At 62.4% G+C, this 15,746-nt stretch carries 14 protein-coding genes, 1 other RNA gene and 1 pseudogene; 8 read left to right on the forward strand and 8 right to left on the reverse strand.

Features of this window, described 5'->3' with window-relative positions:
* Position 1: 1 nt before the first annotated feature.
* On the reverse strand, positions 2-1,072 hold the full coding sequence (locus ABVV53_RS04060) for an AI-2E family transporter (protein WP_353983107.1): 1,071 nt from the start codon (positions 1,070-1,072) through the stop codon (positions 2-4).
* Between the two features lie 176 nt (positions 1,073-1,248).
* Between ABVV53_RS04060 and purN the strand changes: the two are divergent.
* Positions 1,249-1,782 (forward strand): annotated as a pseudogene (gene purN / locus ABVV53_RS04065) (phosphoribosylglycinamide formyltransferase); the annotation flags it as partial.
* 163 nt (positions 1,783-1,945) lie between these two features.
* Here purN and ABVV53_RS04070 read toward each other — a convergent pair.
* From ABVV53_RS04070 to ABVV53_RS04085, 4 genes are all read right to left on the reverse strand, one after another.
* Positions 1,946-2,191: a hypothetical protein gene (locus tag ABVV53_RS04070; protein ID WP_353983109.1), complete on the reverse strand. Its 246-nt coding sequence runs from the start codon at positions 2,189-2,191 to the stop codon at positions 1,946-1,948.
* A gap of 105 nt (positions 2,192-2,296) precedes the next feature.
* The gene (gene ndk / locus ABVV53_RS04075; protein ID WP_353983110.1) at positions 2,297-2,719 is read right to left on the reverse strand and encodes a nucleoside-diphosphate kinase; all 423 of its coding nucleotides are present in this window, start codon (positions 2,717-2,719) and stop codon (positions 2,297-2,299) included.
* Positions 2,720-2,799: 80 nt separating this feature from the next.
* Complete coding sequence (locus ABVV53_RS04080) at positions 2,800-3,237, reverse strand: DNA polymerase III subunit chi (protein WP_353983111.1); 438 nt, start codon at positions 3,235-3,237, stop codon at positions 2,800-2,802.
* An 18-nt stretch (positions 3,238-3,255) separates the two neighbouring features.
* On the reverse strand, positions 3,256-4,719 hold the full coding sequence (locus tag ABVV53_RS04085; protein WP_353983112.1) for a leucyl aminopeptidase: 1,464 nt from the start codon (positions 4,717-4,719) through the stop codon (positions 3,256-3,258).
* Positions 4,720-4,834: 115 nt separating this feature from the next.
* On the opposite strand from ABVV53_RS04085, the gene ABVV53_RS04090 reads away from it, so the two are divergent.
* The 4 genes from ABVV53_RS04090 to rsmA all read left to right on the forward strand — a co-directional run bounded on the left by ABVV53_RS04090 (position 4,835) and on the right by rsmA (position 10,499).
* Positions 4,835-7,132, forward strand: coding sequence for an LPS-assembly protein LptD (locus ABVV53_RS04090; RefSeq protein ID WP_353983113.1), 2,298 nt, complete (start codon positions 4,835-4,837; stop codon positions 7,130-7,132).
* A gap of 232 nt (positions 7,133-7,364) precedes the next feature.
* Complete coding sequence (locus ABVV53_RS04095) at positions 7,365-8,666, forward strand: peptidylprolyl isomerase (protein ID WP_419956749.1); 1,302 nt, start codon at positions 7,365-7,367, stop codon at positions 8,664-8,666.
* Positions 8,667-8,673: 7 nt separating this feature from the next.
* Entirely contained in the window at positions 8,674-9,681 is a 1,008-nt protein-coding gene (gene pdxA, locus ABVV53_RS04100) for a 4-hydroxythreonine-4-phosphate dehydrogenase PdxA (RefSeq protein ID WP_353983114.1), read from the forward strand.
* On the forward strand, positions 9,678-10,499 hold the full coding sequence (rsmA, locus tag ABVV53_RS04105) for a 16S rRNA (adenine(1518)-N(6)/adenine(1519)-N(6))-dimethyltransferase RsmA (protein WP_353983115.1): 822 nt from the start codon (positions 9,678-9,680) through the stop codon (positions 10,497-10,499). Before pdxA ends, rsmA begins: the two co-directional genes overlap by 4 nt.
* 25 nt (positions 10,500-10,524) lie before the next feature.
* Here the strand turns inward: rsmA and ABVV53_RS04110 are convergent, their stop codons facing one another.
* Positions 10,525-12,639 carry a malate synthase G gene (locus ABVV53_RS04110; RefSeq protein ID WP_353983116.1) on the reverse strand — a complete coding sequence of 705 codons (2,115 nt, stop codon included), beginning with the start codon at positions 12,637-12,639 and terminating at the stop codon, positions 10,525-10,527.
* Between the two features lie 276 nt (positions 12,640-12,915).
* On the opposite strand from ABVV53_RS04110, the gene ABVV53_RS04115 reads away from it, so the two are divergent.
* Positions 12,916-13,215 (forward strand): hypothetical protein, encoded by a 300-nt coding sequence (locus ABVV53_RS04115; protein WP_353983117.1) that lies wholly within the window; start codon positions 12,916-12,918, stop codon positions 13,213-13,215.
* A gap of 53 nt (positions 13,216-13,268) precedes the next feature.
* Here the strand turns inward: ABVV53_RS04115 and ssrA are convergent.
* Together ssrA and mscL are read right to left on the reverse strand one after the other, a co-directional pair.
* Positions 13,269-13,611, reverse strand: a transfer-messenger RNA (tmRNA) gene (ssrA, locus tag ABVV53_RS04120).
* 58 nt (positions 13,612-13,669) lie between these two features.
* A complete protein-coding gene (gene mscL / locus ABVV53_RS04125) occupies positions 13,670-14,149 on the reverse strand; it encodes a large conductance mechanosensitive channel protein MscL (protein ID WP_353983118.1) in 480 nt (159 codons plus the stop codon).
* 165 nt (positions 14,150-14,314) lie between these two features.
* Between mscL and ABVV53_RS04130 the strand changes: the two genes are divergently transcribed.
* Positions 14,315-14,920, forward strand: coding sequence for a LemA family protein (locus tag ABVV53_RS04130; protein ID WP_353983429.1), 606 nt, complete (start codon positions 14,315-14,317; stop codon positions 14,918-14,920).
* Between the two features lie 64 nt (positions 14,921-14,984).
* Complete coding sequence (locus ABVV53_RS04135; RefSeq protein ID WP_353983430.1) at positions 14,985-15,746, forward strand: TPM domain-containing protein; 762 nt, start codon at positions 14,985-14,987, stop codon at positions 15,744-15,746.

The following is a 15,746-nucleotide window of genomic DNA, read 5'->3' on the forward strand; positions in this document are numbered from 1 at the left end:
CCTAGGCCGCCGTCTTGTCCTCGCCCATGCCGCCTGGGACCCCCTCTATGTCCTCCCCCAGCGTGTCGCGCAGGTAGAACTCCCGCACGCCGACGAACGCGACGACCAGCAAGGCGCCTGCGAAGAATACCCCGTAGACTCCGAAAACGGCACCCACGCCAAGGATGGTGAACAAGGTCAGCGCAGGTGGAATGCTGACGACGCGGCGGTTGATAAAGGGCGTCAGCATCCACGCCTCGATCAGGCGAACCGCCGCATAAGCCAGCACCGTGTGCCACAAGGTGGAGCCTCCGGCCGCGGCGGCGAGGCCGATACCCGGCACCATCGCCGCAGCTGGACCAACGTAGGGGACGAATTCGCTTAAGCCGCCAAGCAGGCCTAACGCCGCCCACGAATCGAGGCCGGCGAGCCACAGCGAGCTCGCGATCAACGTGCCCATAAGGAGCATCGTGATCAGCTTCGCTTTCAACCAGAGCCGCAATGCAAAGGTCATCTCGGTAATGGCGCGCTCCATTGTCGCACGCGCAGCCTTCGGCGTGAGCAGCACGACGGCATTGCGGTAGGGACGCGGGTCTCCGGCAATGAACATGGCGCCGACGACCACGAGAATGAAGTTGAGCATGATTTCGCCAGCACCGCGAACCAGATCGCCCAGACCGTCGGCAAGTCTGCTTCCGCCAAAGGCAGCGTCGATCGCCTGAACGAGCGCTTTGCCCACCGCAGTGGTCGAGAGCCCCTGTTCAATTGAACGCAGCGTACCGGGCAAGTTGCCAAGCATCGCCGCGATCTCGCTGCCGAACTGAACCGTCAGCAAATAGCCAATCGCTCCGAACAGCGCGAGCACCAGCAAGGTGCCGAGCCCCAGTGCGAGGCGCCAGCTTCTGAGCCCCATCTGCTGCAGCAGTTGCCCCGCACTGCGGAATATGACGGCCCCCAGTATCGAACCAAAGGCCAGCAGCAGCAGATCAGAGGTGCGCCAGATGACCAGCAGGACCGCCGCGACGAGAATGGTCCAGCCCAACTTGCGCAAGTAGGCCACATCCTCGGGCTTGGGCCTGAAGGGCACATCCATCAGCCGGTTGCCCGAACAAGGGCGAGCGCATAGGGAGCGGCGGTTGAAGCCGAGACGCGAGAAGCAACCATGAAGACGCAAACGTGCCAAGAGCACACGGTGTTCCGCTTGGAGCGGACAGCTTGAGCCATCCGCGCGCGAAAATTGCCGTGCTGATCTCCGGCAGTGGTACCAACATGGCTGCACTGCTGTACGCAAGCAGAGCGGACGACTGTCCTTTTGAGTTGGTGCTGGTCGGCAGCAATAAACCGGACGCCTCCGGGCTTCGTCTGGCCGAAGCAGAAGGCATTCCAACATTTGCCTTGTCTCATAAAGGCATGGCTCGTGAGGAGCACGACGCCGCAATGGATGCGGCGATTCGCGCCAGCGGTGCCCAATGGGTGGCCCTCGCCGGGTACATGCGCATCCTGACCGCTGGATTTGTCGCGAGTTGGCAGGGACGCATGGTCAACATCCACCCCTCGCTGCTGCCCAAGTACACCGGGCTGCACACGCACGAGCGGGCATTGCAGGCTGGAGACAGCCATGGCGGGGTAACGGTTCACCTCGTCACGCATGAGCTCGATTGCGGGCCCATTCTGGGTCAGACACCTGTCGCCATCATGCCGGGAGATACGGCCGACACGCTCGGGGCGCGCGTGCTGATTGCGGAGCATCAGCTCTATGCGCGTTGCCTTGCGACCCTGGTAAGACGTGAGACTCCGCTGGACTGATTGCGGGAGCGCGCGAGCGTACGCGTTGGATTGCAGTGCCCGCCGCTGAGGAAAGCGTGAGGCTCGGTACTTCCAGCCGCGTATCTCCGCGGCAACTGATTTGGGCGCACGGCTCAATCGAGGCGATTGGGATAGGCGCGCGCCTCCATCCAGTTCCCAGTCAGACCTGGGACTGATCCACAACCGGTCGGCTCTCACGCGTACCCTTGTAGCGGACGTCAGGATCGTTCAGGTCACCCGCAATGACGACATAATCGTCGTGCACTTCAAGCAAGGTGCCCGCGAAGGGAAAGCCGTCGAGGCTTCCGGTGACACGGTAGCTGACGGTGTCACCAACCTTGAAGGTCGCGGGATCGAAGTTGAATTCGAACGGGCAGGTCTCGCCTGCGTCCCCCATGCCTTCCATCCACTATCTCCTTTGGTCCAGAATAACCGAGTGATATGCGCGGCACCAAATACAAAAGGCCGCCCTCACGGAGCGGCCTTCTGATTATCCGAACCTTTCGAAGGTTCAGCCGACGATTTCGTCGGGTTTGAAGAAGAAGTCGATCTCGATCTTGGCGTTCTCTTCTGAGTCTGAGCCGTGAACCGTATTGGCCTCGATGCTTTCAGCGAGAGCCTTACGGATGGTGCCTTCGGCAGCCTGCTCAGGGTTGGTTGCGCCCATGACGTCGCGGTTGCGCTTTACGGCGTCTTCGCCCTCAAGCACCTGAACGACCACCGGACCCGAAGTCATGAATGAGACCAGATCGTTGAAGAAGGGACGCTCCTTGTGCACGCCATAGAAGCCTTCGGCCTGCTCTTTCGTCATCTGGATGCGCTTGGATGCGACGACGCGCAGGCCGGCTTCCTCCAACATCTTGGTGACGGCGCCGGTCAGGTTGCGGCGCGTGGCGTCGGGCTTGATGATCGAGAAGGTGCGGGTAGTCGCCATTTGCAGAGTTCCTTGCGAAGGATCGTTTGTTCAGGTTGCGCGCGCCACTAGCCGGGAAAGCGAAGTCCCGCAAGGCGAGCCTACCCCGCTTCGATCCAGCGCCCACCTTCCTGTTTCCAGAAGTGACGCTCTGTTTCTTCGCGCGAGCGCAACATTCGCCAGACATCGCGCGCGGCCGACACTGTGGTGTCATCGAACATCAGGAAAGTGCGTGCGAAGCCCGGTGCTCCCTCCCGCCAGATACCGTCGGCCAGAGCAAGGAAGCGTGCGCCGTTGGCGGGCTCGATCTCATCGGAGAGCAAAATGGGCTGACGGTCCTGGTGCGGCTGCCCAGCGCGTCCATTGGCGAGGAACGTGTCCGGCAAAGACCAGAGCCCCTCGCCAATTCGGCCGAGCTGCGCCTCATCGCCGGACACCACCAGCATCCGCTCCCCCGCTTTGAGCGTCGCGCGCGCAAGCAATGGCAACGCGCGCTCAACCGGATCTCGGGAAAGCTGATAAAAGTCGACGCGAGACACAGCTGCTACGAGACCGCCTCAGCTCTCGATCGTATCGCGCACGAAGCGGTCGAGCAGGCGTACGCCAAAGCCGGTCGCACCCTTGTCCCAAGTAGCTCCTGGCTTGTCGGCCCAGACAGTTCCCGCAATGTCGAGGTGCGCCCAAGGCGTGTCGTTCTCGATGAAGCGCTTGAGGAACTGCGCCGCCGTGATGGAGCCGCCGAATCTCGAGCCGACGTTCTTCATGTCCGCAATCGGGCTGTCGAGCTGCTTGTCGTAAGCGGGACCCATGGGGAAACGCCAGAGCTTCTCGTTCGTGGCCTCCCCCGCAGCGGCGAGATCGGCGGCCAGCGCATCGTTGTTTGAGAACAGGCCAGCATATTCGTGCGCGAGCGAGCCGATGATCGCCCCAGTCAGGGTGGCGAGATCGACGATACGCGTCGGCGTGTATTCACGTTGCACCCAGGTCAGGGCATCGCACAATACCAGACGGCCCTCGGCGTCGGTGTTGATGACTTCGATCGTCTGGCCCGACATCGAAGTGACGACATCGCCAGGTCGCTGGGCCTTTCCGTCGGGCATGTTCTCAACCAGACCGCAGACGCCGATCACATTCGCCTTGGCCTTTCGCAACGCCAGCGTGAGCATGGTTCCGGCGACGGCGCCTGCGCCGCCCATGTCCCACTTCATGTCTTCCATGCCAGCCGGTGGCTTAAGGCTGATGCCGCCGGTGTCGAAGGTCACTCCCTTGCCGACAAACGCGATCGGCTTGGCCCCTGCCTCGCCGCCCTTCCATTCCATCACCAGCAGGCTCGGCGCCCGTTCGGACCCCTGAGCCACGCCCAGCAGGGAACCCATGCCGAGTTCCCGCATCTCGGCTTCGCCCAGCGCACGGATCTCAAGCCCGGTGCCTTCCATGCGTGCGCGGCAACGTTCCACGAAGCTCCCAGGATAAATGACGTTGGCGGGCTCGGTAACCAGCTCGCGGGTGAACTCGGCGCCGATGGCGACCGCCTCCTCCACGGCCCACTCTGCAGCAACGCCTTCGGGAGCCCCGATCACGGCGATCTCGCTCAGGCTCGGCTTCTTGTCTTCACCCAATTTGGTGCGATACGCATCGAACCGCCACGTGCGCAGGCGCGCACCGAGCAAGAAGGCAGCAGTGTCACCGGCGTCAAGACCCGACCCCTTCAGGTCCACTGCCAACGCCGTCTCTCCAGATGTCAGGTACTTGGCGGCGACAGCCGCGCCGGCCTGCTCCGCAAAGGAAGTTCGCTCATCGGCGTCGGCCTTGCCTAGCCCCACGAGCGCCACACGCTGCACCTTGCCGTCTCGTTCGACAAATCCCTCGAACAGTTGCCCGGACTTGCCGGTGAAGCGCGACTGCCTGGCACCCTCGACCAAGACCGCCTCCAGCTCCGCAGGCACAGCGTCCTGGTTGACAGGGCGGACGATAATGCCGGTACCGGGCGTCTCGCTCGCGTCGAGGAACTGGATCTTCATGCGCTCTCCTTGGGAAATCGTATCGGGCTGACCGGCTTACCGCTGTGCATCACAAAGCTGCAGTTCACCTCAGCGGCGGATTGCAGTTAGGCACGGGCGGTGCGATAGGCAAGCCATGCCCCCAGCTCTGTCGTCTCCGCCGCAAGCCCCGTCCCGCTGCTTGCGCCCGCTCCCGCTGAGCACGCTAACGGCCGGTCTCATCGCCCTTACCCTGCCTACGCAGACGTGGGCACAGGACATCGCCAGGCCACTTCCCGACGAGCCGGCCTCGGCCATGCCCCCTGCGCCGCCCCCGGCGTCCGGCGACGAGATCCCGATCGCGTTTGCCGCGGACAAGGTCGAGTACGCGCAGAACTCCGAAGAGGTGACGGCGATTGGGAACGTAGTCCTGCGTCGCGACGACCAGTCCGTCCGCGCGGACACCGTCAACTGGAATCAGGAGACCGGGCAGATCGTCGCCAGCGGGAACGTCCGCCTCGTCGACGAGAACGGCAATCAGCTCTTTACCGACCGCGTCGAACTGACTGACGAGCTCAAGACCGGTGCGATGGAACACCTGCTGATCGCGATGCGCCAGGGCGGGCGGCTCGCCGCTGCGCAAGGACGGCGGATAGACAACGGGAACGTCATCCTCACGTCGGCGGCCTACACCGGCTGCGCCGTCGAAGACGCCGAAGGTTGCCCCAAAGAGCCCAGTTGGCGAGTGACGGCCCGCGAAGTGGTATACGACGATACGGCGGGGCGGATAACCTTCCGGGGCGCCCGGCTGGAAGTCTTCAACCTCATCCAGCTTCCCCTCCCAGGGCTGCGTATCTCGACGGAAGGTGGATCGGTTTCCGGCCTCCTGGTGCCGGATATCCGGTCGTCCCCTTCTAACGGCCTTGAGGTGGCCGGATCCTATTACTGGCAGATCGCAAAGAATCGCGATCTTACAGCCACTGCCCACATCTTTACAGAAGCCGCGCCGATGATTTCGGGCCAATACCGTGCACTGACCGAAAAGGGCGCGTATCAAATCACCGGCTACGCCACCGCAAGCAGCCGTATTCCCATCGCGGGCGGCGCGACCGGGTCAGAAAGCGACTTTCGCGGCTACATCTTCGCGAACGGCAAGCTGCAGTTCGACCCGATCTGGAGCCTGACTGCATCCATCCGGCGTGCCACCGACCGCACGTTCTTGCGCCGCTACGATATCAGCCGCGACGACCGGCTGCGGTCCATGATCGAGGTCGAGCGGATCGATCGGGACAGTTACCTCTCTATCTCAGGCTGGAGCACACAGACGATGCGCAGGGGAGTATCGCAGGGCCAGATCCCGGTCGCCTTCCCGCTGATCGATTACCGCCATCGCTTTGCCGACCCGTTGCTGGGCGGCACGATAGAGACGCAGTTAAACACATTGGCGCTGACCCGCGCCGACGGACAGGACACACAACGGGCATTCGCACGGACGCAATGGTCGCTGCGGCGACTGACGGAATGGGGTCAGGAGGTGACGGTGACCGGCCTGCTGCGCGGCGACGTCTACCACTCCAGCGACAACGAGCTGACCACGGTCGATCTCTATCGAGGCGAAGAGGGGTGGCAAGGCCGGGGCATCGCCACGGCGGCCGTGGACGTAAGATGGCCGCTGGTGGGCACCATCTTTGGCGGCACGCAAGTGCTTACGCCGCGTGTTCAACTGGTTGCCACCCCCGACACGCCCAACCTTGAAATCCCGAACGAGGATGCGCGCGCGGTCGACCTGGAGGACAGCAATCTGTTCGCCCTCAATCGGTTCCCTGGGTACGACCGGGTCGAGGACGGGGTGCGGTTCACGTACGGTGTCGACTGGCAGTTCGAACGGCCGCGCTGGCGCGTTAAGGCGAACGTCGGCCAGTCCATCCGTCTGAGCAACCAGGACTCGATCCTGCCCGATGGCACCGGGCTATCGAACAAGGTTTCGGACATCGTCGGCCGCACCGAAGTGCGCTATCGGGATTTCGTCAGCGTCACCCACCGCTACCGAGTGGACAAAGACAGCTTCGCCGTTCGCCGTAACGAGATCGACGCGACAGTCGGCTCTATACGAACTTACATCGAAGCGGGCTATACCCGACTGAACCGTGATATTTCCCCCAACCTCGGAGACTTGCGCGACCGCGAGGAAGTTCGGTTGGCGGGACGGGCGGGCTTTGCCGATTACTGGTCGGTTTTCGGCTCCGCCGTCGTCAACCTGACCAGGATCCAGGACGATCCCATTTACGGGTCCGATGGCTTCCAGCCTCTGCGCACCCGGATCGGCGCGGCTTACGAGGATGACTGCATTGAACTTTCCCTCACCTGGCGGCGCGATTATCAGGCCACGGGCGACGCGCGGCGCGGTAACTCGTTCCAGATCCACTTCGCGCTTAAGAACCTGGGCTTCCGCTAACGGCGGAGCTTACTCTTTCATCAGCGGCAAGGCCCGAGAAGCTTGCAATGGCGCTATCCGCCATGCTCATTTTCGGTTAAGCCGCGCTGCTCCATCGACGGGGATCGGACGTGCGGGGCACTTTTTCAGCACGAGCGATGCTTACGGATCAGGCCGCGATGCGGCCCAGGACGGGATTGAAGACAAGGTGAAAACCAGCATCTGGAATGGCTTGAGGACCGGGTCCCTTACGATTGCCGGGCTCGCGAGCGTGCTCGTTGGTCCGGCTGTCGTGGCACAGAACGATGCGCAAGGGGAGATCACGATCCCCGAGAACATCAAGATCTTCACGGAGAACAATCCCAATCTGCGCCGCGCCACCGCGGTGGTGAATGGCTCCGTAGTCACCGGCACCGACGTCGATCATCGTCTCGCACTGATCCTCGCAGCGAACGAGAACAAGGTGAGCGAAGAAGAGCGCGCGCGGCTGAGACTGCAGGTGCTCCGCAACCTCATCGATGAAACGCTGCAGATCCAGGCCGCGGCGGCCGCTGATATTCAGGTCAGGCAGGAAGAAATCGACCAGACGTATGCTCGCGTCGCCGCGCAGAACTTCGGCCAGAATCCCGGCGCGATGGACGACTATCTGCAGCGCGTCGGTTCCTCGCCCGCTTCGCTCAAGCGGCAGATCCGCGGCGAACTGTCCTGGCAGCGCCTGCTCAGCCGTAACGTTGCGCCCTTCGTCAACGTGTCCGAAGATGAAGTGCGAGAGGTGATGAACCGCCTGGAGGCAGCCAAGGGGACCGACGAGTATCGCATCGGCGAGATTTATCTCGCAGCAAATCAGGAGGACCAGCAGCAGGTTCTCGAGAACGCGAGACGCATCGTCGATCAACTGCGTCAGGGGGGCAGCTTCGTCGCTTACGCGCGCCAGTATTCGCAGGCGTCTACGGCAGCCGTGGGCGGTGATCTCGGCTGGATTCGGCTCGCGCAGCTGCCCAATGAGCTTGCCCAAGTCGCCAGCGATCTCGACACCGGGCAACTCGTGGGCCCCGTTGCCGTGCCCGGCGGTTTCTCGATCATCTATATGATTGATCGGCGCAAGGTTCTCACCGCCGACCCGCGTGACGCGGTGCTGGCGCTGAAGCAGGTGTCGATCAGCTTCCCTTCGGGGACTAGCGAAGCGCAAGCAACCGCAAAGGCCAAGACGTTCGCGCAGGCAATGGCGGGCGCGAAGGGATGCGGCGCCGTCGATGAAGTCGCCGCAAAGCTGGGTGCTCAGGTCGTCGCCAACGATCAGGTTCGTGCGCGCGATCTTCCCGGGCCTTTGCAGAATGCCGTCCTGTCGCTCAATGTTGGTGAAACCTCGCCGCCGTTCGGCTCTATCTCCGAGGGTGTGCGCGTTCTGATGCTGTGCGGGCGCGACGATGCGGTGAGCGCATCAGGCCCGAACTTTGAGCAGTTGATGTCGCAGCTCGAGGACGACCGCATCAACAAGCGCGCGCAGATGTACCTGCGTGACCTTCGCCGCGATGCGGTGATCGAATACAACTGAGCGGTCTGTGACGCGGCTGGCGCCGATTGCGGTATCGCTCGGCGATCCGGCCGGGGTCGGGCCCGAGCTCGTCGCCGAGGCTTGGACTCGGCGGGAGAGCGAACGGCTGCTGCCGTTCTTCGCTTCCGGAGGCGCCAGTGTGTTGGCTAGCGCCGCCGAACGCCGAGGTTTGTCCCTCCGTGTAACTGCGATCGCTCACCCGTCGGAGGCTGCGGAAGCTTTCTCGCGCGGGTTGCCGGTCCTGGGAGGGCATGACGCAGAGTACCGCCCCGGCGAGCCAGACGAACAAGGCGCGCGGTTCGCCTTGGCGTCGCTCACCCAGGCCGCCGCGCTGGCTGTCCGCCATGAAGCGAGCGCCATCGTAACTGGACCGATCGCCAAGTCACACATGGCTCGTCACGGCTTCACGCAACCGGGACAGACCGAGTTTGTGGCAGACGCAAGCGGCACATCGCGTAAGGCCGCCGTCATGATGCTGGCCGGTCCGTCGCTCCGGACGGTGCCGCTCACCGTGCATACCGCCCTGGCCGATGTCCCGAGCTTGCTTTCCATTGATCTCATCGTGAGTCGAATACGCGTAGTCGCCGCCTCGCTGAGACGCGACTTTGGCGTGGAGCAGCCGCGCATTGCCGTCACCGGGCTCAACCCGCATGCCGGGGAGGATGGGCGGATGGGCACCGAAGAGCAACGCGTGATCGGGCCGGCACTCGACTTGCTCCGGCAGGATGGTTTTGCCGTCAGCGGCCCTCATCCCGCAGACGCCCTCTTCGCAGCACACGAGCGTGGCCGCTACGACGTGGCGGTCTGCATGTACCACGATCAAGCGCTGATACCGATCAAGACGCTTGATTTCGACCAAGGCGTGAACGTGACCTTGGGCCTGCCGATCGTGCGCACCTCACCCGATCACGGGACCGCGTTCGGTATTGCTGGAACAGGACAAGCGAGTGCTGGCGCCACTATCGCCGCGCTGCGAATGGCTGGCGAGTGCGCCTCTTACCGGCGGGAGCGATGACCCTCCCCCTCCCTCCCTTGCGCGAAGTGATCGCACGACACGGCCTCTCCGCCAGCAAAGCGCTTGGGCAGAACTTCCTCTTTGACGAGCGATTGCTCGACCGCATCGCCGCTGTTCCCGGGCCGCTGGAGGGTCGCCACGTTCTAGAAGTCGGTCCCGGCCCCGGAGGCCTCACGCGGGCCTTGCTACGCGCCGGCGCCCATGTGACCGCGATCGAGATGGATCGTCGCTGCATGCCGGCTCTCGCCGAAGTCGAGGAGGCTTTCCCTGGGCGCCTGCGCGTCATCCAGGGAGATGCACTCAAGATCGATCCCGCCACGCTATTCGACGGCCCTTATGCCGTTGTCGCTAACTTGCCTTACAACGTCGGCACAGCGTTGTTTACAGGGTGGCTCTCCGGGGAGGCTTGGCCACCACAATGGACGTCGCTGACGCTCATGTTCCAGGAGGAAGTCGCACGCAGGATTGTTTCAGCGCCTGACACCAGCGCTTATGGCCGTCTTGCCGTTCTGGCACAGTGGCGCTCGCGCGCAAAACTGGCGATGAAGGTTCATCGCAGCGCCTTCACGCCGCCCCCCAAGGTGATGTCTGCGATCGTCCACGTGGAGCCGGCAGAAGTTCCGGCAGGGGTGTCGATGCGGATGCTTGAGCGCGTCACGGAGGCGGCGTTCGGCCAGAGGCGTAAGATGCTGCGCCAGAGCCTGAAAGGCTTGCCCGGCGCACTCGAGGCGCTCGCAACACTAGGGATTGACGCTCAGCGGCGTGCCGAGACGCTGACGGTCGCCGAGTTCGTCGCGCTCGCCCGAGTTCTGAGCTGAACCGGGCGAGCGCGTAGAACCCGTTTCAGGCGGCTGCCTTTGCCTTCTTCTTCAGGCGCCAGGCATGAAGCAGCGGTTCTGTGTAGCCGTTGGGCTGCTCGACGCCCTTGAAGACAAGTTCACAGGCAGCCTGGAAGGCGAGCGAGCTGTCCCAATTGCCTGCCATCGGTTCATAGAGCGGATCATCGGCGTTCTGCGCATCCACTGTTGCAGCCATGCGCTTGAGGGAATCCATCACCTGCTCTTCGCTGCAGACGCCATGCAGCAGCCAGTTTGCCATGTGCTGACTTGAGATGCGCAGTGTCGCGCGGTCTTCCATCAGGCCGATGTCGTTGATGTCAGGCACCTTGGAGCAGCCCACGCCCTGATCGATCCAGCGCACGACATAGCCAAGCAGTCCTTGCGCATTGTTATCGAGCTCTTCCCGAACCTCGTCCTCCGACCAGTTCACTCCATCGGCCAGCGGAACTGCCAGCAGTTCGTCGAGAGCCGGAATCACCTCGATCGCCTTGTCCTGCCGAACGTCGAAAACATCGACCTCGTGGTAGTGCATTGCGTGGAGCGTCGCCGCTGTTGGTGATGGCACCCACGCAGTATTGGCACCCGTCCGGGGGTGACCGATCTTTTCGCTCATCATCGCGCCCATGCGATCGGGAGCGGCCCACATGCCCTTCCCGATCTGCCCCTTGCCGGAAAGGCCATGCTTCAGGCCGATGGCCACGTTGCGCTTCTCGTAAGCGTGTATCCAGGTGCTGCCTTTGATTGCGCCTTTACGAATCATCGGACCGGCGCGCATCGAGGTGTGTATCTCGTCGCCAGTGCGATCGAGGAACCCGGTGTTGATGAAGACGATGCGGTCTTTCACCGCATGAATGCAGGCAGCAAGGTTCGCGCTGGTGCGACGCTCCTCGTCCATCACACCAACCTTGACGGTGTGCCGTCGAAGCCCAAGCAGATCCTCAACAACATCAAACAAGTCGTTGGTAAAAGCGCATTCCTCCGGACCGTGCATCTTGGGCTTCACGATGTAGATGCTGCCCTCGCGGCTGTTGCCGAACTTGCTGAGGCCTTTCACATCCTGCGTAGAGATCGCGCTCGTGATTACCGCGTCCAGGATACCTTCGGGGATCTCCGACCCGTCGGCTAAGAGGATTGCTGGATTGGTCATCAGGTGTCCGACGTTCCGCACGAACAGGAGACTGCGGCCCGGAAGTTTCACAGTCTCCCCATCTGACGTGGTCAACGTCTTGTCCGGGGCGAGAGCGCGGGTCATCGTTTGCCCGCGCTTGTCAAACGTGCCGGTGAGGTCGCCACGGATAACGCCGAGCCAGTTGGAGTAGGCTTGTACTTTGTCGTCTGCGTCGACTGCCGCCACAGAGTCTTCCAGATCGACGATGGTGGTGAGCGCGGCTTCGAGCACGATGTCCGCAATCCCGGCCTTGTCCGTGCTGCCAATAGGATCGGCCGCATCGATCACGACCTCTATCGCCAGACCATTGCTGCGGAACAGCACGCCCTTGTCGGTCGCGCCGCAGTATTGCGCGGGGTCAGCAAGTTCAGCTGTCGCGGCATCCTCGGTATCGCTCCAGGAGCCCCTCGCAAGAGGCACCGCCTTGTCGAGAAAGGCACGGCCCGCACGGATGACGGCTTCGCCGCGGATCGGATCGTACCCCTTACCTTGCGCGGGGTCCGCATCGAGCGCGTCCGTGCCGTAATAGGCGTCGTAGAGACTGCCCCACCGCGCATTGGCGGCATTCAGCAAGAAGCGGGCGTTGAGCACGGGCACAACCAGCTGGGGGCCTGCCATCGTGGCGATTTCGGGATCCACATTCGTCGTGGTGACACTGAACGCCTCGGGCTCCGGCACGAGGTACCCGATCTCTTTCAGAAAACCTTGGTACTCGACTTGGTCGAGCGGCTTGCCGGCACGGGCGACGTGCCATGCGTCGATCTTCGATTGCAAGGCGTCGCGCCGCTGCAGGAGCGCCCGATTGCGCGGCGCGAACGTGCTCAACAAATCAGCAAAACCAGACCAGAAGCGCTCTGCATTCTGGCCAATCGGCGGCAGCACCGCAGCCTCGATGAACTGCGCCAGCGCGGCATCGACCTGAAGTCCGCAACGATCAACTCTGTTCGCCATATGTCCTCGCAACCATGTTCGCTGCGCGCGGGCGCGGCAGCTTGAGTGGAACACCAATCATATCCTGGGGAAGGAACAAGCGCGGCTATGGCCCACATGGCCAAAGTTGGCAACTGTCACCGCCGATCACGCAACGGCGCGGCAGTGTCGAGCTGCTTTAACCTGTCGGAAACCTTTACAGCCAACTTGATCTTAACTCGCGCACTCGGCGGCAACCGGGACATGGCACGAGCGTTGCTTAGTATACGGACAAAGGGCACGAACGAGAGAATGGTGATGCTCAAGAAGATCGGCCGTCTGTTCGTCATCAAGACGCGATTGGAAGCCTTCATGATCATCTTTGCCCTCGCACTTGGGGCAGTGGAGCGTGGAGGCGCGTACCTCGAGCATTATCCGGGAATTGGTGGCAAGCTGCTGTTCCTGGCCTGCACGGGCTCAGTTTTCATGGCAGGCGCCAAGATCCTGGACTGCCTGCGCTACGAGCAGAGGGCAGTTGCTGCATATGGGGACAGCCATACGACAGGAGACGCGAAGCCCTCCATGCCTGACGATTGCCAGACGCACAGCCTACCATGACGAGATTTAAGGGGAAGTGGAGCGCTTCTGTTGCCCGGTGCGCTCCGAACCGCTGGAATCCCTTCTGTTGCCCGGTGGGTCCAACCGCGTTCTAACTTTGTAACTTCAGGGCGTTAGCCCCTAGAATTACGCCGCGAGAGCAAGTGCTTCGTTGTCGTTGGCACTTATGAGTTTTGAGCCTTGAACGGGTTACTCAGCCCGAGCGAAAACAACGCCTTTCAACACACGTCGATCCTGGTTCGGCCCCGTCATTTCCCTCGCGACAACGAGGAAGGTGGTGGAGCCGCCGGGTACTGCCCCCGGGTCCGCTGCGCCTATTGCACGCTGCAGTTTATCGCCATAGCCGGCTGAAGCCGACAGGTCCCATATAGCGCACAGACCGCGAATGTGAAGCCTTGGGCGTGCCAGATTTCTCATTCTCATCCGCAGTCTTATGGGAATGCCCACACCAGGCTTAGCTGCGCAGCGACTGTTGCGCTCTCAGCTCCTTGAGAATGTCCTTAAGCACATCGAGCTGCGGGTCCGTAGTAACCTGTGGCGCGGCTTCGGTCTCAGCGACCCTCTTCTTCTCGACCTCCAGTCTTTCGATGAGCCGGTTCACGGAACGGAGCAACATGAACAGCACCGCAGCGATGATCAGAAAGTTGATAATCTGGGTGAGGAACTCGCCATAGCCGATCATCGCCACACCTGCGGTTTTTAACGCGGCGAAATCGCTGAGGCTTCCAGAATACCCCTCAGGCACTTCACCCAACCTGATGAAGTAGTTTGAGAAATCAATGTCTCCAAACGCCCATCCGATCAGCGGCATGATCACGTTCTCAGTCAGTGACGTGACGATCCTCCCAAACGCGCCGCCGATCATGACTCCCACGGCCAGATCCAGGACGTTGCCACGCGCAATGAATTTCTTGAACTCGTCGAGCAAAGTCATGTCGACCCCTGAACTGCGATGGAGCCCCCCGTGCCGCAGCGCCTTGCAGGGCGCAAGGCGAAGACGCGCTTGCGCGCGCGCGCGCGTTCGCTATCTATTCCGCAAAGGAGGGGCCGCGTAAGGCGGCGTCCGGATTGGAGGACTTGCTGAATGCCGCAGTCATTCATGTCGTGCACTCGCTTGCCCCGGGCAGCCAAGGCGCTGCTTGTCGTCATGGCAGTGTTGAGCCTCACCGCGTGCGGGTTTAACAGCGTTCCCACCAAGCAGGAGGCCGCGAGGGCCAAGTGGGCCGACGTACAGGCGGCCTTTCAGGAGCGTGCAAACCTGGTACCCAATCTTGCCGCCGTCGCCAAGGGAGCAGCGGAGCAGGAGAAGGAAATTCTCACCGGCGTCGCTGATGCTCGCGCTCGTGCAACAAGCGTGCAAGTCAGTGCCGAAGACCTGAACGATCCCGCGAAGATGCAGCAGTTTCAGGCGGCACAGGAGCAATTTGGCCAGAGCCTTGGTCGCCTCCTCGTGAGCGTCGAACGGTACCCGGACCTCAAGTCGATTCTGAACTACCAGATGCTGCAGACTCAGCTTGAGGGGCAGGAGAACCGCATTCGAGTAGCCATCAGGGACTACAACTCGGCGGTGCAGGACTACAATACCGAGGTGCGGACGTTCCCATCCATGATCGGTGCCCGCCTGCGCGGAGCCGGAGCGATGGTACCCTACCAAGCTGTCACTCCTGGCGCCGAGGTGGCGCCAAGCCTGGAAGGCAAGATGTGAACGACGAGCGCGCCTGCTCGTGAGTATCAGGTCCCTGGTCAGCGCAGTGCTGCTTTGCGTGGGAATGCTGCTGGCGTCGCCTGTCCTGGCGGAGCCGCAGTTTCCCGGATTGACTGGCCGCGTTACCGACGCGGCGAACATCATCCCGGACGATGTCGAGGCACGGCTTACTCAAAAGCTTGCGGGTCTGGAGCAACAATCGCAACGACAGTTCGTGATCGCTACGATCCCGGATTTGCAAGGCTACGATATTGCCGACTACGGCTATCAACTTGGAAGAACATGGGGAATCGGCGACAAGGAACGCAACGACGGCGTGCTGTTGATTGTCGCCCCGAACGAACGCAAGCTCCGCATCGAAACCGGCTACGGCTTGGAGGGCGTACTGCCCGATGGCATGGGATTCCTGATCATCAACCGGCAGATTGTGCCACGCTTTAAGGCCGGTGACATGCCAGGCGGAATCGAAGCGGGGGCGGACGCGATCATACAGCAGCTCGCGCTCCCGCCGGAGCAAGCGCGAGAGATCGCGGCACAGGCGGAGCAGCAAAGCAGAAGAAGCAGCGACGGCATTTCGCTCGGTGCTCTCATACCTTTGATTTTCATCCTGTTGTTCTTCATCCTGCCAATCGCGCGCGCGGCCACTGGGTTTGGCGGCCGGAGAAGACGGCGTGGCTGGGGAGCGCCCATCATTTTCGTGCCGGGGGGCTTCTCCGGCGGCAGCGGCGGCTTTGGCGGCAGCGGCGGGTTCGGAGGTGGTTTTGGCGGCAGCTTCGGCGGCGGCGGCGGCAGCTTCGGCGGCGGCGGCGCAAGCGGAGGCTGGTGA

The organism is Novosphingobium kalidii, from assembly GCF_040534015.1.
Lineage (GTDB): Bacteria > Pseudomonadota > Alphaproteobacteria > Sphingomonadales > Sphingomonadaceae > Novosphingobium > Novosphingobium kalidii.